The organism is Spirillospora sp. NPDC046719 (assembly GCF_040645715.1).
In the GTDB taxonomy this organism is placed as follows: domain Bacteria; phylum Actinomycetota; class Actinomycetes; order Streptosporangiales; family Streptosporangiaceae; genus Spirillospora.
This window is the reverse complement of sequence record NZ_JBEYYT010000015.1, coordinates 35,285-56,447: the sequence shown is the minus strand read 5'-3', so window position 1 is coordinate 56,447 and position 21,163 is coordinate 35,285. Positions and strand designations below refer to the sequence as shown.

General features: G+C 70.0%; 15 protein-coding genes, 1 tRNA gene, 2 pseudogenes and 1 riboswitch. Of the genes and pseudogenes, 3 read left to right on the top strand and 15 right to left on the bottom strand.

The features are described from left to right. The 4 genes from ABZ914_RS04765 to ABZ914_RS04750 form a co-directional block, all read right to left on the bottom strand. A partial coding sequence (locus tag ABZ914_RS04765; protein WP_500191670.1) for a glycosyltransferase family 2 protein occupies positions 1-1,643 on the bottom strand: 1,643 nt, incomplete at its 3' end. 195 nt (positions 1,644-1,838) lie between these two features. After that, a complete protein-coding gene (locus tag ABZ914_RS04760; RefSeq protein ID WP_500191669.1) occupies positions 1,839-2,636 on the bottom strand; it encodes a CHAP domain-containing protein in 798 nt (265 codons plus the stop codon). Positions 2,637-2,648: 12 nt separating this feature from the next. Further along, a riboswitch (cyclic di-AMP (ydaO/yuaA leader) is annotated at positions 2,649-2,804 on the bottom strand. A 480-nt stretch (positions 2,805-3,284) separates the two neighbouring features. Continuing rightward, complete coding sequence (locus ABZ914_RS04755; protein ID WP_500191668.1) at positions 3,285-5,177, bottom strand: PP2C family protein-serine/threonine phosphatase; 1,893 nt, start codon at positions 5,175-5,177, stop codon at positions 3,285-3,287. Positions 5,178-5,313: 136 nt separating this feature from the next. Then, positions 5,314-6,060, bottom strand: coding sequence for a serine hydrolase (locus ABZ914_RS04750; RefSeq protein WP_500191667.1), 747 nt, complete (start codon positions 6,058-6,060; stop codon positions 5,314-5,316). Between the two features lie 47 nt (positions 6,061-6,107). Between ABZ914_RS04750 and ABZ914_RS04745 the strand changes: the two genes are divergently transcribed. Together ABZ914_RS04745 and ABZ914_RS04740 are read left to right on the top strand one after the other, a co-directional pair. Continuing rightward, positions 6,108-6,181: transfer RNA gene (locus tag ABZ914_RS04745), tRNA-Pro, on the top strand. A gap of 538 nt (positions 6,182-6,719) precedes the next feature. Then, positions 6,720-7,229: a DinB family protein gene (locus ABZ914_RS04740; RefSeq protein ID WP_500191665.1), complete on the top strand. Its 510-nt coding sequence runs from the start codon at positions 6,720-6,722 to the stop codon at positions 7,227-7,229. 31 nt (positions 7,230-7,260) lie between these two features. Here ABZ914_RS04740 and ABZ914_RS04735 read toward each other — a convergent pair. The 3 genes and pseudogenes from ABZ914_RS04735 to ABZ914_RS04725 all read right to left on the bottom strand — a co-directional run bounded on the left by ABZ914_RS04735 (position 7,261) and on the right by ABZ914_RS04725 (position 9,071). Beyond that, positions 7,261-7,972 (bottom strand): annotated as a pseudogene (locus ABZ914_RS04735) (helix-turn-helix domain-containing protein). A 152-nt stretch (positions 7,973-8,124) separates the two neighbouring features. Then, positions 8,125-8,298 carry a DUF397 domain-containing protein gene (locus ABZ914_RS04730; RefSeq protein WP_500191663.1) on the bottom strand — a complete coding sequence of 58 codons (174 nt, stop codon included), beginning with the start codon at positions 8,296-8,298 and terminating at the stop codon, positions 8,125-8,127. Beyond that, positions 8,289-9,071: a helix-turn-helix domain-containing protein gene (locus tag ABZ914_RS04725; protein WP_500191662.1), complete on the bottom strand. Its 783-nt coding sequence runs from the start codon at positions 9,069-9,071 to the stop codon at positions 8,289-8,291. The genes ABZ914_RS04730 and ABZ914_RS04725 overlap by 10 nt, the downstream gene beginning before the upstream one ends. Before the next feature lie 154 nt (positions 9,072-9,225). Between ABZ914_RS04725 and ABZ914_RS04720 the strand changes: the two genes are divergently transcribed. After that, entirely contained in the window at positions 9,226-9,618 is a 393-nt protein-coding gene (locus ABZ914_RS04720) for an ATP-binding protein (protein WP_500191661.1), read from the top strand. 311 nt (positions 9,619-9,929) lie between these two features. Here ABZ914_RS04720 and ABZ914_RS04715 read toward each other — a convergent pair whose 3' ends face one another. The 8 genes and pseudogenes from ABZ914_RS04715 to ABZ914_RS04680 form a co-directional block, all read right to left on the bottom strand. Continuing rightward, positions 9,930-11,192, bottom strand: a complete 1,263-nt coding sequence (locus ABZ914_RS04715; protein WP_500191674.1) for a hypothetical protein — start codon at positions 11,190-11,192, stop codon at positions 9,930-9,932. 114 nt (positions 11,193-11,306) lie between these two features. After that, positions 11,307-11,474: pseudogene (locus ABZ914_RS04710) on the bottom strand (hypothetical protein); the annotation flags it as partial. Next, positions 11,440-11,949, bottom strand: a complete 510-nt coding sequence (locus ABZ914_RS04705; RefSeq protein WP_500191673.1) for a hypothetical protein — start codon at positions 11,947-11,949, stop codon at positions 11,440-11,442. The pseudogene ABZ914_RS04710 and the gene ABZ914_RS04705, both read right to left, overlap by 35 nt. Before the next feature lie 374 nt (positions 11,950-12,323). Continuing rightward, positions 12,324-12,650 carry a hypothetical protein gene (locus ABZ914_RS04700; RefSeq protein WP_500191660.1) on the bottom strand — a complete coding sequence of 109 codons (327 nt, stop codon included), beginning with the start codon at positions 12,648-12,650 and terminating at the stop codon, positions 12,324-12,326. A gap of 325 nt (positions 12,651-12,975) precedes the next feature. Then, positions 12,976-14,220, bottom strand: a complete 1,245-nt coding sequence (locus ABZ914_RS04695; RefSeq protein ID WP_500191658.1) for a TIGR02679 family protein — start codon at positions 14,218-14,220, stop codon at positions 12,976-12,978. Further along, positions 14,207-18,325 (bottom strand): TIGR02680 family protein, encoded by a 4,119-nt coding sequence (locus tag ABZ914_RS04690; protein WP_500191656.1) that lies wholly within the window; start codon positions 18,323-18,325, stop codon positions 14,207-14,209. The genes ABZ914_RS04695 and ABZ914_RS04690 overlap by 14 nt, the downstream gene beginning before the upstream one ends. Next, a complete protein-coding gene (locus tag ABZ914_RS04685) occupies positions 18,322-19,551 on the bottom strand; it encodes a TIGR02678 family protein (protein ID WP_500191654.1) in 1,230 nt (409 codons plus the stop codon). The genes ABZ914_RS04690 and ABZ914_RS04685 overlap by 4 nt, the downstream gene beginning before the upstream one ends. Next, on the bottom strand, positions 19,548-21,110 hold the full coding sequence (locus ABZ914_RS04680) for a TIGR02677 family protein (RefSeq protein ID WP_500191652.1): 1,563 nt from the start codon (positions 21,108-21,110) through the stop codon (positions 19,548-19,550). Before ABZ914_RS04680 ends, ABZ914_RS04685 begins: the two co-directional genes overlap by 4 nt. Positions 21,111-21,163: the final 53 nt, after the last annotated feature.

Here is a 21,163-nt window from a genome sequence, read left to right as displayed (position 1 = left end):
GTCCGCGGGTGGCCGGCCTCCAGCCTGCCGGTCTCCAGCCTGAACGCCAGGTGCCCGTCCTCGGTGACGAACGACCGGAGCACGTCGCCCGCCAGGCGCGTCAGGCGCGGCCGCACGGGCAGCTCGACGCCGCGCAGGACCGGCGCCTTCCCGGCGGCGGTTCCCGCGGACCCGCCCGGCCGGGTGACCATCACCTCGCCGTCGACCTCCACGCGGAGCCGGACGTCCCAGACCGGGTCGACGAACCCGATCGGCCGGATCCGGGCGGCCGGGTCGAACTCGGCGCGCCAGGCCAGCCGGTCGCCCTCGTGGACGATCTCGGCGGGCACCCGCGCCCCGCGCGCGTCACGCCGGTCGCGGAACTCCAGCGAGGCCGACAGCGCCGCGCCGCGCGGGATCCGGTCCAGCGGGTTCAGCACGTGCCCGTCCAGGCGGGCGCGGCCGCCGCGCGTCTCCAGCCGGGTCACGACGGCGGCGGGCCGCAGTTCCCCGAGCGGGTACAGGTGGAAGCCGAGGTCGGTGACGTCGAGGACGCGGCGGCCGAGGTCCCCGCGCGGCGGGCTCCCGCCCCAGAAGACCCGGCCGTCCCGCTCCACCAGCCGGGCGTGCAGGTCGGACCGCCGGCCGGGCAGGTACTCGGCCGCCGCCAGCGCCCCCGCCCGGTCGCCCTCCCTGATCAGGAACGCGGCGATCGCGGCGAGCGGGTTGGCCGTCTCGAACACCACCGGGTCCAGCCCGGCCAGGTAGCCGGCCGCGAGGTCCAGGAACCTGGCCCGGTACACCGGGTCGCGGTCCCGCAGCTCGCGCAGGTAGAGCAGCAGGTCGTGGTTGACGAACTTGGCGTCCTTGGCGCGCTTCAGCCCGTCCGCGCCGCGCAGCTCGAACAGCATGTCGATGCGCCGGTGGATCTCCAGCCGGTCGGCGAAGTTGGCCAGCTCGTCCCGGCGGTTGGAGATCGACGGCTTCGCCCGCCGGTCCTGGACCAGCCAGTTGTAGACCCGGTGCGGGATCAGGGCCATGCGCGCGGCGGCCGTGTACGCCTCCGCGCTGAACAGCAGGTCCTCGTAGTGGAGCCGTTCGACGAAGCGCAGCGCGCCGTCCTCCAGGAAGCCCCGGCGGTAGAGCTTGTTCGTCGACAGGGTGTCGTAGAGCAGGTCGGGGTTCTCCTCCAGCGACCCGTACACGGCGCTGCGCTCGTAGAGCCACGGGTACCAGGGCCGGACCCGGTCCTTCGAGCCCTTCGGCACGTCCAGGAAGACCCGGTCGCAGAGCCCGGAGACCAGGTCGGCGCCGGTCTCCTGCGCGGCGGAGAGCAGGTTGAGGCAGGCGTGCCGGTCCAGCAGGTCGTCGCTGTCGAGGAACATCACGTACCGGCCGTCCGACCGCTCGACGCCGACGTTGCGCGGGCGGCCGCAGCCTCCGGAGTTGACGGGCAGGTGCACCGCCCCGACCCGGCCGGGGTGCGCCGCGGCGAGCCGGTCCGCGGCCTCGCCGGTGCCGTCGGTGCTCGCGTCGTCGACGATCACCGTCTCGACGCCGCCCAGCGACTGCCCGAGCGACGAGGCGACCGCCCGCGGGAGCCGGGCGGCGTCGTTGTAGGCGATCACCACCACGCTCACATCCGGGCGCACCCGCATGGGCATCCCCCTCCGCTCCTCCGGCGTGTCAGGGGTTCCTTTCCAGCAAGGAGGCGTCAAGGGCCAACTCAGATCAAAAGCTGTCAATGCTTAGCATTACCCGACAGGTCGCGGCAGACCACCTGGGAACGCCAAAGGCGCCCGGTCGAGGACCGGGCGCCTTCCTTCCGCACGAATCAGATCATTCGCCTGCGGGACGGATCATCGGGACTTGGCGTAGTCGGGGTATCCGTAGCCGACGACTTCGGACTTGTCGCGGATCTTTTCCTTGACGGCGTTGTCGGTGTTGCCCTCGATCGTGGTGATCGTTCCGTTGCCGTTGTCCTTGACGACGAGGCCGACGTGGTCGATGTCGTCGATCCCGCCGCGGGACCCGTTCTGCCAGTCGAAGAACACGACCGCGCCGGGCCTGGCGGTGTCGCCCCAGCGGTGGGCCTTCTCGAACCAGGAGGCGTGCTGGACGGTGTAGGCGTCCCAGCCCATGTTCTTCACGCCCGTCTGCGCGCTGAGCCACGACACGAACATGTCGCACCACTCGGCGCCCCGGTAGTCGCCGACGCTGCCGCCGTCGCGCCGGGCGGTCACCGCGGCGTGCGGGGTGGAGGCGTACCAGTCCGCGTACTTGGTCGAGCCGTTGCGGCTTTCGCTCTCGCCGACCTGCGACTTCGCCAGCTTGATCACGGTGGACGCGGCGACCGTGCGGGACGCGGACCGGGTCGCCTTGCGGGGCGCGTGCTCGGTCCCGGAGCGCTCGGACACCACGCTCTCGCGGTGCTGAGCGGCGGCCTGGGCGGGCGTCTCGGCGGACGCCGTGCCCCCGGCCAGGGGGTTGAAGATCGCCAGTCCGACCGCGCCGGCCATCACACCCGCCACGGCGACGCCCACGGCCCGGTCCTCGGGGCTCATGCGGGCGAGCGCGGCGCGGGAGGCGGCGCCGGTGAGGCGCCCGCTCAGCCGGGGGGCGAAGTTCTTGGTAAAACGATCGAAACGACCGGTCATGCAGGGAATCTCCTTGTCTCCCATGACGCCTACCGGGTTAGCTGACGGATTCGGGCATGGAAGAGCCCTACGGCGCGGCCTGACGGACGCGCCGATTCACCCCTGGAACCTTGGGTCCCCGGCTCCGTCCGGTCGGGTGGACCTGGACGGACTCGGCCTCGCACCGCGGGACGCGGTGCCGGATATTCGGATGTATCTCAGCGACTGATCTCGAGGGGGCGCGCATATGCGGCGCGCGTCGCGTGCGGATTCCGCTCAGCGACCCTCGGCCGCGCATGGAAGCGGCCGGCGTGCAACGCATGGAACGCGCTGCTTGATTCGTGCAAGAAGGTACCAACACTCACAAGAAAAGCAAACCGGCCGCAAAAGGATCTTTTGCCTGCTCAACGCCGTTGCGCCCCCGCTTCAACGACCGCCCCCGGCCGGACCTTGCCGATCTTTCTCCGGACGGCCCGGAACCCTTACGGCATAGGGGATTCCCGCCACCGCCCCCCGGCCCGGGAAAGGTAAAATGATCAAAAGGCGCGGGACGCTTCCGCCCTTCACGGCCCGCCCGCGAGCCGCGGCGCAGATCACACGGACCGCGCCGCTCCCCCGCCGATGTGGCCTACGTCACCCCGGTTCGCGGTGGGCCTGACCTGCCGAAGATCACTCCACGTACAGGGCGAATATCGTGGTGTCGTCGGCCGCCCGGTCGTGCTCCATCCGCGCGAGCACCTCGTCCAGCGCCAGTTCCGGCCCCGACGAGGAATCCCGCAGAATGCCGGTGAGCCGATCGATCCGCTCATCGAGATCGGTGTCCCGGCGCTCCACGAGGCCGTCGGTGTAAAGGAACAGCAGATCCCCCGGCCGCAGTTCCGTGGAGATCGTCGTGTATTCCCAATCCGGCAGCGCGCCGAGCATCGGGTCGCGATAGACCTCCAGCGGCTCGGCGTGCCCGTCCCGCACCAGGATCGGCGGCAGATGCCCCGCGCACGTCCACTCCATGACGCGCCGGTCCGGCCGGTAATGGCCCACGATCGCCGTGCCGGTCGCCGGCGGGTGCATGCTGCCGACCAGCTCGTTGAGCCAGCCCACGAGCTGCCCCGCCGACTCCCCGGTGCACGACAGCCCGAGCAGCCCGTTGCGGCTGCGCGCCATCGACGCCGCCGCCGGGAGGCCGTGCCCCGCCGCGTCCCCGATCGCGAACAGCGCCCGCCCGTCCGGCATCGCGCGGGTGGCGAACCAGTCCCCGCCGATCCGCGCCGTGCTCTCCGCCGCCAGCGCCCGGATCGCCACCCGCAGCCCCGGCAGCCGCTCGACCTCGCCCTCGTCCGGCAGGATCGCCCGGCGCAGCGTCACCGCCACCTTGCGCTCCTGGGCCGTCCGCGCCTGCTGCTTGAGCATCTGCCGGCGCGTCTCCGCCAGCGCCCGCTCCACCCCGCGGCGCCGCGTGATGTCCTGCGAGACGATGTTGATCGACACCGGCAGCCCGGAGTCGTCCAGCACCGGCTCGGCGAACACCCACAGATGCCGCGGCGTACCGTCCTTGCCGATCACCCGGTGCTCGGCCTCCACCGGCTCCCGGCGGGAGAACATCGTCTGGACGGCCTCCTCGACCAGCGGCAGGTCGTCGTCGGCGACCACCTTCGGCAGGTCGTGCGGCGCCGGCGGCACCTCGTCCGGACCCAGCCCGTAGTTCGCCAGCATCTGCGGCGTCCAGTCCGCCTGCCCGGTGACCAGGTCCCACTCGCCGAACCCGATCAGCGCCAGCCGCTCCACCCGCTCCAGCCGCCGCGCGCTGCGGTCCTCCCCGGTGTGGTACCGCCAGGTGAGGCACACGCCCGTCGTCGTCCGGACGCACCGCGCGCTCATCCGCGACGACCGCGACAGCCCGCCCTGGACGGTCGAGTACATGATCGAGTCGCGGTCCAGGGGCGGCCCGCCCTCCAGCACCGCGACGTAGTCCTCGAACAGGCCGCTGAGCGCCGCTCCCGGATCCGTCCGCAGCAGCCGCTCCCCCGCCAGATCCTCGGGGCCCCGCCCGAACAGGTCCCGCGCGGCCTTGTTCAGCTCGGCGTACAGGAAGTCCTGCACCTCGCCGTCCGCGTCCCGCACCGGCACCAGGTGGGCCGCCGAGTCCAGCGCCCCGTCGAGCAGCCCCCGCGCCACCGGATCCTCGGGCAGCCCCTCGATGATCGCGGCGTCGCCCCCGGTGTCCTCGGCCGCCAGGCGGTGCAGGAGGTCCTCGGCCTCGGAGACCACGCCCCGCCGGTCGGTGTCCTCAGCGCGCGGCGGCCGGCGTCCCGCCACCACCGCGCCCTCGGCTCCCGCGCCGCCGCCCTGGACGACCATGGCCGCCGCCTCCGGCAGCTCCATCTCCAGGTCACGCGCCAGCCAGATGAGGTGCTGCAGCGCCTCGCCGGGCGGCACCCCGAGCCGCCGGGCCAGCATCACCCGCGCCTCGGCCAGCACCGCACGGTCGTGCGCCGCCCCCCGCAGGCCCTCGAGGTCCGCCGCGTGCACTCCAGGCGTCCCCCACGTGCCGTCCGCTTCCGACACCCCAGTCCCCCGTTCGGCGTTTTCATGCCCTGGGAGAAAAAAGCTACATACGTCGGCGAAGGTCCGTTCGCCACCATCTTCGTTACCAGTCCGGATCTTTACCCGGCTTTTTCGTTTCGCCCTAATACGACCGCTTTCACTGACCGTCCGGAGACGATCCCCTACCCACGCCTGTGACCTGCATCACAGCATTCGCGAGCGCCGTCACGCACCCCGCCGCGGCCTCCGCGGACGTCCCCTCCGGATGCAGCGTCAGCACCACGACGATCTTGCCGTCCACCACCCCGGTCGTGTGCAGCGCGGGCCGCCCGAGCCCCAGCTCCGCCGGCGCGGGCCGCCGGTCCGGCACGTCCTCGAACCCCGACCACCCCTGCTTCACCGCCGACGGCCCCGCCTCCGCGATACCGAAGACCTGGTCGAACCCGTCCGCACCCCTTTTCGCCATCCGCCCCAACTGCTCCAGCACGAACCGCCCCTCCGGCACCGCCACCGCATGCCGATAGACCCGCACCACGTCCCCGGCGCTCATCCCCGTGTACCCCCACCACCCGGGCATGCCGGCGGGCGGCGGCACCGTCTCCCGCAACCCGGCCCGCCGCACCATCCGCTCGACGATCTCGGCCCGCCCGCCCCGCTCCCACACCTCGTCCGCCGCCGCGTCATCACTCGTCCGCAGCATCGCCCCGACCATCTCCCGGTCCCGGGCCCCGACCACCCGTCCCCGCAGGAAGTCGAGCGCCATCAGCACCTTGACCACCGAGGCCGACCGGAACACCTCCGCCGGCCGCCGCTCCGCGACCGCACACCCCGCCGCCAGATCGAAGACGGCCCATGAGGCCCGCACCCCCGCGGGCACCTCCACCGCCGAGAACCCGGTACGCACGACCCTCCAGACTGCGCTAGAGTAATCACGCCCGCTCAGACGGGCACCGGGACGTAGCGCAGTTTGGCAGCGCACTTGACTGGGGGTCAAGGGGTCGTGGGTTCAAATCCCGCCGTCCCGACAGAGAAGTACCAGCTCAGAGGCCGTTTCCTCCACACGGAGGGACCGGCCTCTTGATCGTTTGTTAGCCGTTCGTTAGTGAACCCGGCGGCCCCTCATGGCACTCACCCGGTTCACACAGAACCAGAAGAACCGGCCCCAGCCCGCTCCACCCCACCGGATGTTCACACGTCCGGTCCCCACCCGCTCCCCCGTGATCCTCATCCGATCCAGAGCACCATCGACCACCAACGCAGGCGGCCGGGCCGCAGCACCGTCAGCCACAAGCGACGAGCCAACGCCCCGCCGCGATGGTCGGTTCGTCCGCCACCAGCCTCAGCGGCGTATCTAGTGCCGTGACCGGGAAGGTTTGCCGGGTGGGCGGGGCCGGACGACGTGGCGCCGATCGGCCAGGTGTTGTCGTACCCCGGTGTAGCGTCCAGGCCAGAGTCAGATCATGTTCTGTGGTTGACGGAGGCGCGCGGATGACAAGTACAACAGGCGAGGTCGTAGTGGGCGGCGTCCCGGCTCAACAAGATCCCGGCGCAGGGCGCCTTTCGGTGAACGCTGAACTCGACGCGCTCAAGGGCGCCCTGGACAGCCAGCGCGCGCACGTCCTTGGGATCCTCGAAGGGCTCTCGGAGGAGGATCTGCGGCGGCCGGTGTTGCCCAGCGGCTGGAGCTGCCTGGCGTTGCTGCGCCACCTCACTGTGGATGTCGAACGCTTCTGGTTCCCCGGGGTGATCGCGGGCGAACCGGATGTGGCCAGCCAGCTTGCGGCAGGCGCGGAGGCGCACTGGTACGTCCCCGAAGGAATGAGCACCAAGGAGGTCTTCGCCGACTACCGGGCGGCCATCGCACGCGCAGACGTCGTGCTAGCCGCCGCCAACCTGGAGCAGGAGCCCGCTGCGTGGCCCGTGGACATCTGGCCGACCTGGCGGTTGCCCGACGTGCGCCGCGTCCTCATCCATGTGCTCACCGAGATCGCCTGCCACAGCGGTCACTTGGACGCGGCACGCGAACTGATCGACGGGACTACCTGGCTCGGCGGCAACCCCTACGCCGGATAGTCCTCTGGCCCGGTGAGGAGCGTCGAGACCTTCAGGCCTCGGCGGAGAGAGGCCGGCCGCCCCAGCGGATTCCCTTCTCGCTGCGAACGCGGGCCCGTTCACGACGCTGAGCGGCCAGGATATCGGGGTGCCGGGCGTTCTTGTTGCGCCAGCGCAGGTATCGCTGCAATTCCCGTGTCTGAACCGTGTGGTTGGAGTGATGCGAGTTGGCGAGGGTGAACTGCCGCATACTCGATCCGGTCCAGCTTGGCGTCGAATGCCGGGTCCCTGGATTCCTTCCAGGTCTTGGTCCCCTGGAACGTCACGCCGCGACGGTGGAGCAGGCAGCGCAGGGCCTCACGGCCAATCCGAATCGGACGGGCGACGTTGCGCCGCAGATGATCGGTGAGCTTGCGGATGGACCAGCGGGTGAAGGGCTGGCCGAGCTTGGTGGGGCGGGTGGTGGCCGTCTCGATGACGAACTCCTCATCGTCAACGCTCAGTAGGCGGGGACGGCCTCCCGCCCACCGAGGGTCCAGACAGGCCAACCCGATCTCGTTGAACCGAGGGATCACATCGCGGACGGTGTCCTCGTCCGCCTGCACCAGTTTCGCGATCACCGGCACGGTGTTCCCGCCCGCCGAGGCCAGCAGCATCATCGCCCCGCGCAACCGCGCCATGCCAGCGCTGCCCCGCCGCACGATCCGCTGCAGATTCTGCCCCTCCTGCTCAGTCAGCCTGCGAACCCTGACCGGCGCTGCCATCCCGCCTCCCCGCACCGATCGGACATGTCGCCACATCCAACCGGCGCAAGGTCAGCCAGCACCAGCCCGGTGATCGTTTCCGGTCACAGCATTAGCCAAGGAAGCCCCGGCCCTCTCCGGGCCTGGGCTTCCTCGAGACGGTGTCTGGGGTGTCAGCGCTTCAGGATCGCTACAAGGCTCGCGAACTCGTCGCGGCGCAGGGTGAGCTTGGCGCCGGCCGGGTTCTTGCTGTCACGAATCCCCACGGCCTCGCCGAGGCTGGCCAGTTCGACGCAGTTGTCTCCGGCCTCACTGCTACGCGATGACTTGCGCCAGGTCACGTCCATCGCTCCCTCACAACCTTCCGCATCAGTTCGACCGACGCCATCGGTGAAAGCGCCGCCGCCTGGAGCCTACTGAAAGCCTCGCTGACGAGCGCCAGGTCTCTCGGCTCGGCGCTCGTCTCGCCCCCGATGTTGCTCTCCAGGTACACGATCTCGCTGCGATCCGGCTGGGTCGCGATCACGAACGGCGCTCGGGCGTCGCGGTAGTAGCCGATCGGGGCGATCTGGATCGTGATGTTGTCGCGCTCCGACATAGCGATCAGGTGCTCCAACTGTTCGCGCATGATCTCCGGAGAGCCGACCTCTCGGAGAAGGACGGACTCGTCCAGCACCACGAACACGGTCGGAGCATTCGGCTTGATGAGCACCTTCTGACGTTGCATCCGTTCGCGGACGGCCTCGTCGCTGTTCATGAGCACGCTCGCGTACGCCTCGGTCTGGAGAAGTCCATAGACCAGCCTGGTCTCGAACGCGCGCAACGCATCGGCGGACGCCTCGGCGCGGGGGAAGTCGGCGAAGAACTTCGGATAGCTGCTGCAGCGGAGGAGTTCATCCCAGGCATCGACCAGGGCAGTACCGGAGTCCAGCGCCTTGTCCAGCCGTTCGGCGAAGTCCCTGCGGCACTTGGTGCGCCCGGACTCGACCTGCGAGATGTAGCTGCGCGTGACTGCAGTCCGTGCGGCGAGCTCCGTCCGGTTGAGGCCTGCTTCCTCTCGCAGGCGCGTGACCTCTGCGCCGAAGGCGACGGTCTTCGATGTCGGTTTGCGTACGGCCACTGCTTCGCCTCCGTGTGAGCGAGGGGAACCCACCTACCAGCGATCGGCAGCGCCACGTGTGTGTTGCTGCACTTCGCTGGTAACGCTACGCGGTGGAGTTCAGAGTGTGCAGTGAGTTACCAGAAGCAGTCAGTGGCCAGCGAAGGTCGTGCCGATGTCCGCAGCACCGCAAACCCCTGAAGTCCCGACGCTCATCCTTGAACCCAACGATCAGGCACCGCGCCTCGCGCGCCGGTTCCTCGCCGAGCAGTTCGCCAGCTGGGGCATCACCGACGACTACATGGGCCGCCTCGTGATCTGTGAGCTGACCACGAACGCCTACAAGCATGGCGAAGGCCCGATCGTCGTCCGGCTGTTCCTCGACCCGCACGACGGACAACCGGTCATCGAGGTATCGGACACCGGTACGGGACAGCCCGTAGTCCGGCCCCAGAACTACGCCGCCACCTCCGGCCGTGGCCTACAGCTCATGGCCGAACTCGTGCACGGATGGGGAGTCAGGCACCTCACCGGAGGCGGCAAGGTCGTCTGGGCCAAGCTGCTCTGAACTCGACAGGTGCCCAACACAACGGCCCCGGTCCCCCGGAAGGACAAGGGGCCCCGCGCGAGGAGACGATGAACGTCACGTCACTACTACTGCGGCACCTCTTTCCGGACTGGTCGATCACCCTGGACCGAGAAGGCATCTGGAGAGCGACCGGACGGATCCTGATCTCCGCGTCCGACCTGGACGGCCTGGTGAGCATGCTCCACGTCGCCGACCCTGAAGCCTTCGAACGCGCAATCCTCCTGCTCCAAGAACCTCGAGGAACAGCCAGCTTCCGAGAGGACGGACGACAACCACGAAGGATCTATTGATCAACGGCCTCGTCGGGGCGACCGGACAGGGCGAGTGGGATCAGACGGCGCCGAACTCCTTGAAGGATCCTGCTGTAGCGGAGCCCACGGACTCGGGAAACCTGCCATGGCCAGGCGCGCTTGTGCGCTGGGGTCAGCCGGCTGCGGCACAGGACGCTCGGCCGCGGGTCTCGCTTCTCTGGCATACGCGGCGGCCCTTCGGGCGGCGTCGGCCTGGGCTTGGCGCTGCTGGAGATGGCGGAGTTCGGCGATGGTGTCGAGCAGGGTGACGAGGTTGGCGATGAGCAGCACCGTAGACACCACCGTCCGGTTCTTGATGACGCCGGTGCGCGCAAGCAGGCGCGCTGCAGTGCGCAAAGCGTCCCCGGCCGGAGTCGGAGTAGGGATGCGCCCATAGGGTGCGCGGGCCGCACGGTCGTAGGCGTTGGCGGCGCGATGCAGATGACGGTTGCCGGTGACCTTGGCCGCGACGCGAAGGGCGTCGGACGCCGCCCAGCAGGCATCCTGCACCGCGTGCGGGCTGACGGCCAGGTACCGGCGGATCTGAGCGGTGGCGTAAGCAGCGGCCCGTGCCGCATCGTCGTAGAACGCCTGGCGCTCCTCCGGCGTCAGTTCGTCATGCTCGCCCGCCTGTGCATGCGACGGCCCCGGCGAGGCCCAACGCTGGAGAAGGCGGGACAGTGAAAGGTCGTCGGCAAGGCGGCTGCCGGGACACCAAGTCGGTTCCACGCCACCGCGATCGACGGGAAACGCGACCGCGTATCCGGTCACTTGCCCGGGGCTGGTCTGGCTGTAGCGAGCCTTGACCAGGAGCCCGTCCTCGCGCAGCCGGTCGAAGAATTCGGTGGTCGTCCCGGACTCGTCCGCCGCGCGGCGGACGGCGGTCCGCAGCAGGACTCGCCTCGTCCGCGCGGACATGTACCGTCCGTCCAGCGGACGGACGCCGGACCGCGCCGGACCAAAGTCGTCCGCACCCGTCCACCGCCGGCGAAGCTTGGGCAACGTGAGGTCATCGGCGAGCCTGCCACCGCCGAACCACACCGGCCAGCCATCCCCGTTCACATCGCCGCGGACCGCCACCGCGTAACCCGTGACCTCACCGGCCGTCCGCTGACTGAAACGCCGACGGACCAGGACACCATCGTCTTGCAGACGCTGGAAGAACTCCGCCTCATTGCACGCCCCGGCCGCAGCCGTCTGGACTGCACGCTGCAGAAACGTACGGGACGGGACCTCCCGGCCACGGCGGACGGCCTTCTCCATCTCGCCCCGGCTCGGCCGCCGCGCCGCCGTCCGGTCCGCCGGCGCCGTCCCCCGCAACCCGTACCGCCGCTCAACCGCCCGACAAGCGTCCCGGACCCGGTAACCGTCATTCCACACATCAGGCCGCCCGCCGTCCTGGCGGGCCAAGGTCGCCACGATGTGGACATGGTCGGCGGCATGCCGGACCGCCACCCACCGAACCGCCCTCAAGTCCCCCTCCCGAGCAAGCCCGACCCGGGCCATCACCTCACAAGCGATCCGAGCCCACTCCCCATCGGACATCACCGGGTCCTCGGGCGCCGCCCGCAACGGCAGATGCCACACCGGCTGCCGATAGCTCTGATCCCCCAACAGCGCCAACGGCTGAGTGAGCAACGCCTCCAAACGCCGAAAGTCCCGGCTCCCGTCCGCCCGCACACCAGGCTCCAACTCGTCGATGCTGCAACTCCTGAGCCAGCCCATCGAGCCGCTCAATAGCGCGCGCCGCCGCCTGGGCATACCAGCGAAGCTGCTCGACCAACTCGCCAGAGTTCAAGGCCGCAACAGCCTGGTTGAGATTCACCCCGACCCGCTGCACCTGTCCGGCCGCCAGCAACACCGCCGCCAGCGCCTCCCGCAGCACGGCGTACTCCGACACCACTCGTCCCTGCGCCGCCGCCAAACTCGCCTGCGCAGCGAACGCACCCAACGCCAACCCCTCGTTCGCCGCCGCGGCCGCCATCACCGCATGCTCCTGCTCCGATAAGGCGATCCTCACCGACCGGTTCCGCTGCGGCGACCGAAGCGACCGACGCCTCCGCACCCCCGAATCCGACACCGACTTGCCTACCTCAGGCGTATGCCTCACCCCCTCGGGGGATCGCGCCCGATCCCCCCTACCCGTGGCTGGACCGTGCCCGGTCCAACCACCACAAATGAACGATCTCTATTACTTGCTCCGCCACGGCGAGGCCCGGCGAGCCCGCAACGGCTTCACGCCGCCCGCCGCCTGACCGCCACCCCATCGGCGCTCCAAACCGGGGCGTTCAGAGACGAGCGCTGCCCACAGCGGCGCACCACCTCGCCCAGCTTTCGCATGCGAGCAATCACAAGCAACCTTCGTAGTAGACAGCGTCTAAAGTTGCTCGCGCTTCATACTGCCCGCCCCGGAGGCCGGGCACCAACTTCACGACCGGCGCGCCGCGACATCGCCACCCCGCGATCACCTATTGGGAGATGGTGAGCGGTGTTGGGCGGGTGCTGCGGCCAGTAGCCGCCGGACATGCCGACGCCGACGTAGATGTAACCGGTATGGCGACCAACGCCGCGCTCGAGTCTTTTCTTCTCGTCGAACAGCTCGCGATCCGCGGTGTTGCCGCTGGGGAACGTGAACCACATCTCGATCGAGCCGGGCGAAGTCTGGACCTGGTCGTCGAAAGGCAGTCGCACAAACCACGAGGAGTCTGCGAACGCGGCCAACGTCGCGTCGGGGAACGGCCCGGCCGTCCTGGGGGGTGATGTTGGAGTACCAAGAATTCTCCGCGTTGAACCCATCGAGCGCCTGGGGGTGCACAGGCGACCTCCCCAACCCGCAGTAGGTGACCAATAACGACTCGGTACACCTGCAAGAAGCCGGTCGCCTTCGGCGCCGCCAGGCTCCAAGACCCGCCGTTGTCATCGCGACATGCATGACCGTGAAGATCACTGGATAGCAGGTGCCACGGCAAGCGAGTTGGAGGGGCCGGGACCGTCACATCGGCAGACACGGAAGCTGCTCCGTATTGCCGCCTCTGTGGGGCGCGGCTCAGCGATCAATGACCCCAACGGTGCCCGCTGCTCTCTCCAGATCGCCCAGGAGCGACTCGGCCAAGGCCTCCTCCGCGACCGCGACGTCGTGAGTGGTGAGAGACCGGGCGAGTTCGGTGTCCCAGGGACTGTCCGAGACACGGCCCGCGGAAGAGAAAGGCCCCGAGGCGTCGGCCAAGGCGCCCAGGTAGTCCGCTACGGACATCCGCCAGGGCAGCGCCCCCGTCCTGGCCATGACATAGGCGGCGATGCGCAGGCCCTCACCGTCGAAATCCCCGTGGTACCGGAGCACGCGGCCGGAGGCGGCAAGGCCTCGGAGGAGACGGACGGCAGCACTGTTGGGCCAGCCCGACGAACAGACCATCGGTGGGCATCGCTTCCCCAGGCGTTGGACGGCAAGAGCGACGATCGTGGGATTCTCGGTCACCCATACGGGGGATCCGACACCTTCCAGGTCGGAGGCCTCGACGAGTTGCGCGAGCGTGACAACGCAGGCCTGTGCGGCATCCGCCCAGAGGTTCAGTGAGCGCGCAAGAGGGTCTGAGCCGCTCGGGCGCAATCCTGCGACGAGCACCGTGGTGGACAAGGAGTCACAGGCGATCCCGGCCCTTTCCCAAAGCGCTCGGCGTTCGGACGCGTCGTTGGGAGGGTCGATGCCGTACAGGCAGGCGAGCGCTTTCAAGACGGCACCGGACACGCGACGGCCAACGTCCAGCGCGTGCGGATCGCCGAGTGTGTCGTTCGCGAAGGCGGCGAGCGGGCGACCGTCGGCGGGCAGCGCGACGAGCACCGAGAGGACCTGCTCCAGCATGCTACGGGTGTCTTCGAGGGAGCCCGCGACGAGGCCGCGGCGCCGGACGTCGGCGACCCAGTCGAGGAGCGCCGGCTCGGCGGCGACGACCGGATGCCCGGCCAGCCAACTCCAGAGTGCGGCGCGTTCCCGTTCCCGGTCACGGCGCTCGGCCGCCCGGTCTCCGATCGGTCCAATGACCGCCTCGGTGGCGGTCCGGGTGTCGCAGTCGGCGATCTCGCCCAGCACGGCGTCCAGCCGGACGACCGCGATGGTCAAGGTGGACGGCGGGTACCTGTCCATGCCGAGCAGGTCCGCAAGCGCGGCACGGTGATGCTCGCCAAGACCGCTCACCGTGACTCTGCTCACCGCGGCGCCTGAGGAGAACCGTCGGTGCAGTTCCTTCCACAGTGGGAGGAGGTCGGAGGAGTGCAGCCGATCAGGAATCGCCATCGAGGTCCTCGATCGGGAACAGTCCGTCGTCGGCGGGCAGGGTGCGGTGCCCGTCCCAGATGAAACGGGCGGTGGTGACCGCATTGTCACCATCGCCGTCGGCGCCGGTGATGAGCTGGTGGATCGCGATGCCGTCGAGCTCCTGGTAGTCGCACCACTCGTGGTCCGAGGTCAGGACCAGGTCGAGGCCCAGGCTGACCAGGAGGTCGAAGACTTGACCGCGGTTGGTGGTGTCCACGCCGACGAACACCTCGTCGAGGAGGATGAACCGCGGACAGTGGGGGTCGGTCTGGTAGTGGGCGGCCACGGCGGCGAAGAGCGGCAGGTGAAGCGCGATCGCCTTCTCTCCGCCGGAGAGCGCTCCGTGGAGTTTGCGGGTCAGATCCTGCCAGCCTTTCCCGTCGGCGCGTTCGAGACGCACGGTGAAACGGTGCCAGGCGGTGTAGTCGAGCACCTCCATCAGCTGCTCTTCCCAGCTCGCGGCGGTGTTCGCTGCTCTCGCCTCTTCAACCCGGTCTCGGAAGAAGCGGTACAGGGCCTCCTTGTCCTCGTTTCCCAGCCCGGCCGGGTCGCGGAGAAGGAGTTGACGGGCCGTGCGTATACCGGCCGACTGCTGTGGGTCGACCTCCCAGACGAGTCGCACGGCGACCTGGGACGCGGTCCGGACGCGCGCGAGGCGGCGGTTCATGCCGTCCACGAGGTCACCGGCCTGCCGGATCCGGTCGGCGAGATGGCGGCGGGTGTCGCCTGCGAGGGTGCGGTCGAACAGGTCACGTTCCTTGTCCGTGATGTCGGTGCGTCGCCGATCCCGCTCCTCGGCCAGGGCGGTGCTCAGCTCGGCCGCTCCGACGCGGACCCCGCTCATCGTCGCCGTGAGGATCTGAACATCCTCATCCGGTACGAGTTCCAGGTCGGCCTGGTCCGCCAGGACGTCCCGGGCGTGGTGCATGGCCTCGGACAGGCGAGCTCCGGCATCTCTTACATGCTGGGGTTCGTGCGGCGTCCGCTCAAGCGTCGCCGCGACCGCGCGGGCGTTCTCCAAGGTCGCTTTGACACCGTCGTCGGGCGACGGTTTCGCGCCGAGGCCGGCATCGGCGGCCAGGTGCCCTGCGGCGAGATGGCGGTAACGCGCGGCCGCCCGGTCCCTGGCGACCACGGCGTCGTCGCGTGCCTGCTCCGCAGCGGTGACCGACTCCTTCAACACGCCGATGCGCTCGCGCAGGTCGGAGAGCTCGGTCCGGATGTTCTGGCAGGTGCGGCGGCATTCGCCGTGCTCCTGCCTGGTCATCGTGAGCCGCTCGAGGACCTGACGATGCTCGACCCCTATCGATGCGTCGATCGTGTCGACCCGCTCGGCGAGCGCCTCGGCTCGTTCCGCTGTTTCCGCAGCCCTCTCGGCGGACTCGGCGGCTGTATGCGCGTAGTCGTCCGACGCTTGGGACGTGGACCGTGCTCTGGCGTCGGCGGTCAGCAGAGCCGTGCAGTGCTCGATCCAGACGGTGCCGCCCTCACGCGCGTCGCGCACCGCGTCGGCGAGACCGTCGAGGACGCCGGCCTGGACGGGCAGATCGTGCTCAGCCCCCAGAAGGGCGAGTGCGTTCAGCGCCGACTTCAAGCGCGCCTCCCGATCGCCGAGCCGTTCCTCATCTCGCTTCAGCTGGTCGCTATGGTCGGCGACCTTGCGTTCTTTCTCGGCCAACGCCTGGGCTGCTGTGTTGAGCGGCCGGTGGGAGGGCCTGTCGCCGAGCTCGGCGTCGAGCGCTGCCTTGGCCTCCCGCAGGCGCCCGAGAAGCCCGTCGATCTCGCTGATCCGCGCGGTCAGCTCCTCGATCTCGGCGTCGAGTTCCTGGATGCGGCGGCGCCGCGTCCGTTCCCGGGCGGTCGCCCCGATGAACGCGGGCTCGGGTTTGTTCCACCGGCCCGACGCGGGTCCGAGCCGCCAGGACCCGTCCGCCCCCACAACGGCCGGGTGATCGATGTCCGGCGCACTGGTCTCCAGGGCGACGGCGGAGAGTACAGTCCGCAACACCCCGGGTGCGACGGCGGTGTCCGGTTCGGCGACGAGTACGTCGGCGAGGCTCATGCCAGGAGCGGGGGCGGCTGGACGATCGGACAGGAACGTGTCCGGTTCGTCGGCCAGGACGGCACCGTCCGGCATCACCCATGCGTCCAGCAACCCCGAGGCCTCCAGCGCGGCCTCGATTCCGGCCTGGGCTGGCAGTGGAACCCCGTCGGCGAAGGCCACGAGCTGCCAGAGCGGTCCGCCCTGCCTGGGCCTTCGGTCGGCGGTGTGCGTGTACCAGCGCTCCGGTGCGACCGCCGTCTGCCCCGCGAGAACGGTGCGGCGGTGAACGCGGACGTCCAAGGCCTTGGCTTCCTCGCCCCGTCGGGTTCGGAGCGCGTTCTCCTCTGCGGCCCTCCTTTCGATCGCGGTCGCGCGGGCCGCGAAGATGATCTCGTCGCAGTCGCGTTCGTTCTCGACGGCGGACGCGAGCGCCTCGGAGTCGAGCGGGGCGAGGTGCCGGCAGGCGCCCGCCCACCGGGCCAGTTCGGCCGCCAGGTCCTTCCGGATCGCCGTGTACTCGCGTCGCGCCGTCTCGCGCGCCTCCACCGATCTCTCCAGCCGGGTCCTGCTCCGGTCGCGCTCGGCCTCGGCCTCGTCGCGGCGTTCGCGGGCCCGTTCGTGGGCCTCGATCGCCTTCCGCACTTCGGCGATCTGCTTCTCGCGGCTGGTCGTCGCCGCGCGCAGGAGTTCGCGTGCCCGGCTCGTCGCGCCTGCGGCATCGTCCGGATCAACGGTGGACGATGAGCGTACGAGCGGAGCCAGACAGTCCGCCGCCTCCTGGTGAGCGGCGGCGAAGCCGGCGCGCTCCGCGGCGCGGGCGGCTTCTTCGCGGGCCCTCTCGGTCAGTGCCCGTCGGTGGGACGCATCGGATGCCGCCTGCTCGGCCTCTTCCCGCCTGCGTCGCGCGTCGGCGGCATGACGCTCAGCGATCTTGCGCGCCTCCTCGGCGGCGTCCTCGGCCTTGCGCGCGTTCTCCCGCAGCTCATCGAGCTCGTGGCCGGCCTGGTAGGCCGGGCTCGCGAGGAGCCCCTCGATCCGGGCTCCGAGGGTCTGTTCCCGATGCTCCTCCGCTTCCAGGCGTGCGCTCGAAGCGGCGTGCTCGGCGACGGCACGGGCCTGCTTTTCCTTGTCCACGCGGGCCCTGCCGGTGAGCCGGTCCATGGTCGTCGTCGCCGAGATGAGGGATGCGGCCGCGGCGCGCAGCACTCGCTGGGCGTAGGTTCGCTGCCGCGCCGCGAGCCGTCCGGCCTCCGCGACGTGCTCGTCGAGCCGGCGCAGCTCCTCCCGCTGGCGGTCAAGCCGCTCGAAACCCTCCGCGATCTCGTGGATCTCGCCCTCGCCGAGCGGTGGCAGGGCACTGGACAGCAGCTGGGAGAGCAGGCCGGGATCGAGCCGTTCCGAGAGTTTGGGCGTGCGGAGCTGCCGCAGTGCCGTCAGCAATGCGTCGTAGCGCTGTTCGGTCAGCCCCCGGTAGAGGGTCCGGCGCACCGTCGTCCGGTATTCGTCGGCCGACTCGTGAACCTTTCCCAGGGTGCCGAGCGCGTCATCGAGCGCGGCTCGCGTGAGAGGCTGACCGTTCTCACCGGTGAGGCTCAGGCCGCCGTGGCCTCCGACCCGTTGCCCGCTGGTGAAATAGGCGGCGGTGACGCTCTTGGTGTTGACCGTCGCCTGCAGGCGGGCACCGCAGGTGAACCAGCGCGGCTCCTCCCCGTCGCCTCCTGGATGCGCGAACTCCAGCCAGACGTACCCGACTCTCGTACTGCCGGTATGGCCGTCGCCCATGAGGTTCCAGTGCATGGTCCGCTCGCTGCCGCCGAACGTGGACAGCCGGTTGGGCTTGAGGCTGGCGTCCAGCAGGTAGGGCAGTAGCAGCTCCAGGACTTTGGACTTCCCGCTCCCGTTCGGGCCGCGCAGAAGCAGACGCCCGCGGTGGAACTCGAAGACCTCGTCGTAGTAGCGCCAGACATTGAGGATGCCGGCCCGCGTGGGCTGCCATCGGGCGGGGCCCGCCTCGTCCTCCCCGGTAACGGTAACGATCATGTCTCCTTGCGGTCGACGGTATAGCGGAGGGCCGCGGGCAGCAGCTGGACGGATCCGTTCGCCCCGTCCGAGTGGCGCGCCAGCCCGAAATCGCAGAGCACGGCGACCGCGTCGTCGGTGAGACGTCCGGCTCCTCCGTCCGACTGGTACGCCCTGGCCCACCTCGGGAAGCGCTCGAGGAGCCGGCCGGACTCCTCGACCAGGCCGTTGAATGCACGGGTCCCGGACGACGCCGCTAGCACGTCGAGCAGGAGCAGCGCGGCCACCTTGGCGTGGGCGCCCTCGTCAGGGAACTTGCCATCGGAGGCGAGTGCGTCGGGGTCGATCAGGAGGTAGCCCTCGGCCCGTTCTTCGAGTTCGAAACCCGCCTCCTCGGCCGCGCGGCGGAGGATCTGCCGGCCGGTCAGTGAACCTGCGTAAGCGAGCTGCGCGGCGGTCATGTCGGCCCGGTACACCACCGGGTCGTCGAGCAGCCTGCGCAGCAGTGAGTGCCTGGCCCAGAGGTTGCGCTGGGTTTCCGAAGCTCCGTCGGCAAGACCGAGGGCCGCAGTGCTCCCGTACCTGCGTTCGACGGTCAGGTCCCGCAGGTCGGGCCAGGCGACGGGGTCGTCTGAGGATTCCGCCACCGCCGATGGCGCCACCGGGGCCGCGAGCAGGCGGAGCAGGCGAGTGGTGTCCACCCTGTACAGCACCTTGGCCTCGGCACTGTCGACGTAGGAGTCGGTGGCGCCGTCGATGGCCGTCACCGCTCCGTAGTGCTCGAGCAGCCGCAGAGCGTCCGCGAACGCCGCGCGTTCGTCACCCCGCACCGGATCGAACCTGGGGATGTGCTCGTCGGCGGCCGCGGCCTGAACGACGCGTTGCGCGAGCATCCCGATCGTGGTCACGGGTGTGGCGAGGGCCTCGCCCGCGATCAGGCAGAGCAGGGTGTAGCGGCGCCGGTCGAACGGGGCTCGGGTCGAGCGCCGTCGTCTGGCCGGACGGCTCGGGTCCGCCGTCTCCCTCACCTTGACCAGCCGCGCGTAGCCGAGGCGGGGTTCCACGAGCAGCCGCCATCCGCAGTAGTAGTCGAACCAGCGGGCGAGAGCCTGGTGGCGCCTGCGGATCAGGTCGAAGTCCTCGGGGTCGGTGTGCAGGGAGATCAGTGGCCGCCCGAGCAGAACCCGGATCGCCCTGGCGAGCTCCTCTTTCTCGGCCTTGACGAGCTGGTTCGCCAGAGTGCTCATGCGCGGGACGCCTCCCGTGCCGCTGCAGGGCCGCCACCGACGAAGCGGATCTCCACTGGGTAGTCCGGGGTGGTGAACCGTCCCCGTGTGGTGTGCAGTTCGACACCGGGACCGTCGGGAGCGGGCCAGAGCATGACCTCGATCCGTCCGTCGGTGGTGACGGCGCGACGAAGGCCGCTCGCGTCGGGGCGTGCCGCCAAGGCCCGGCCGAGGAGATCGAGGAGCCGCCGGAACGTGTCGTGCTCGAGCGTGCCGAATGCGGACAGCTTCACCCGCCCGCCGGTGGAGAGCCGCCGCCACGCCGTCTCGAGTTCCGCCCGTTCGCGGCGGGCGCGTTCCCGCCGCGCGGCGCGGACCGCCGCCACGTCGCGCACCTTCGCGGTACGGCCGATGTGCTCGGTCCGGCCGCTCGTGCGCAGATGTGCGGAGACATGGACGGGTGCCGCCTCCGCCCACGGGGCGCCGGTGGGTATCAGTTCGGCGTCCTCGTGGGCGAGGTGGGCGTGCCGGGCCGGTGCCAGCCCAAAGGCCGTTCCCCACAGCCGGTGGGCGTCCTGCTCCGACGGGGCGTTGGCGAACCAGCGGGCGAGCGCCCGGAAGTCCGCGGCCGCGCTGGACGAGCGCCGTCGCGACTCGGTGATGCGGTCGAGCACCTGGAGCAGCGAGACGATCGCCCGGCGTGCCACGTCGTGCAGTTGGCGGATGCGCGGGATGCCGTCGCCCTCGGGAAGGAACCAGAGCCGCAGGCCGTCCCACTTGGCTCGGCGGGCGGTCAGCCACGGCGCCGCCGGATCGGCGCCCGGACTCGGCGGCAGCTCGGCTCCGAGGAGTGCCCTCTGGTGCAGGACGCTGACGCCCCTCAGCTCGACCTGCGCGAGAACGGTCCTGACCGCTTCGGCGCGCGAGTCCAGGTTGATGACGAACTCCTGGAGGTAGACGATGGTCGCGCTCTTGACCTCGTGGAAGGTGGCGAGGTCGGCTCCCTCGGCCCGCATCAGCCGTTGCAGTTCGCCGTTGAACTGCTTGGTGTTGTTGCGCAGCGCGTCCAGGTGACCCTCGAGTTCTTGGAGCGTCGTGAAGATCCGGCGGTTCACCGCGGCGTCGCCTGTACCGAGCAGCGTGTCGAGCTCGCCGAGCCGGTCGGCGATCGCGTCCAGGACGGCCGTCTGCAGGGCGCCGGAGGACTCGAGGATGGTGAGGGCGTGCTGGACTCCCGCGAAGGCCGCCTCTCCGCGGCGGGTCAGCGAGTACTGCAGGTTCTTACGTTCGTACTCCTCGGCGGTGGCGTAGGCGCCGGCGTGGTTCTGCACCACGTCGAGGAGCTTCCATTGGACGAGCTGCCCGAGCATCCGGTTCAGGCTGGCATCGTCCAACGGGGCGTACCAACCGATCGCCCGCAGCCGTTCGCGGACCTGGTCGAAGGTTAAGAAGGTCTCCAGCCGCTCGTTGGCGTCTCCGAACGCGTACATGACCGCGGTGTGCAGATCACCGCGTTCGGTGGTGGTGAACTGGAACATCTCCGCTGGAATGCGCGGCGGCGCCATCACTGCCCCTTCCACCGATACGACTTTCCTCAGCCCTCACACGAACGACTGAATGGCCCCCTTGGCCC

What these genes read in the sequence shown, in the direction of transcription:
- ABZ914_RS04760 (WP_500191669.1), bottom strand. Translation starts at nt 2,636, where the DNA reads ATGACCGGTCGTTTCGATCGTTTTACCAAGAACTTCGCCCCCCGGCTG.
- ABZ914_RS04730 (WP_500191663.1), bottom strand. Translation starts at nt 8,298, where the DNA reads ATGGACGTGACCTGGCGCAAGTCATCGCGTAGCAGTGAGGCCGGAGAC.
- ABZ914_RS04720 (WP_500191661.1), top strand. Translation starts at nt 9,226, where the DNA reads ATGTCCGCAGCACCGCAAACCCCTGAAGTCCCGACGCTCATCCTTGAA.
- ABZ914_RS04715 (WP_500191674.1), bottom strand. Translation starts at nt 11,192, where the DNA reads ATGGAGAAGGCCGTCCGCCGTGGCCGGGAGGTCCCGTCCCGTACGTTT.
- ABZ914_RS04695 (WP_500191658.1), bottom strand. Translation starts at nt 14,220, where the DNA reads ATGGCGATTCCTGATCGGCTGCACTCCTCCGACCTCCTCCCACTGTGG.
- ABZ914_RS04690 (WP_500191656.1), bottom strand. Translation starts at nt 18,325, where the DNA reads ATGATCGTTACCGTTACCGGGGAGGACGAGGCGGGCCCCGCCCGATGG.
- ABZ914_RS04685 (WP_500191654.1), bottom strand. Translation starts at nt 19,551, where the DNA reads ATGAGCACTCTGGCGAACCAGCTCGTCAAGGCCGAGAAAGAGGAGCTC.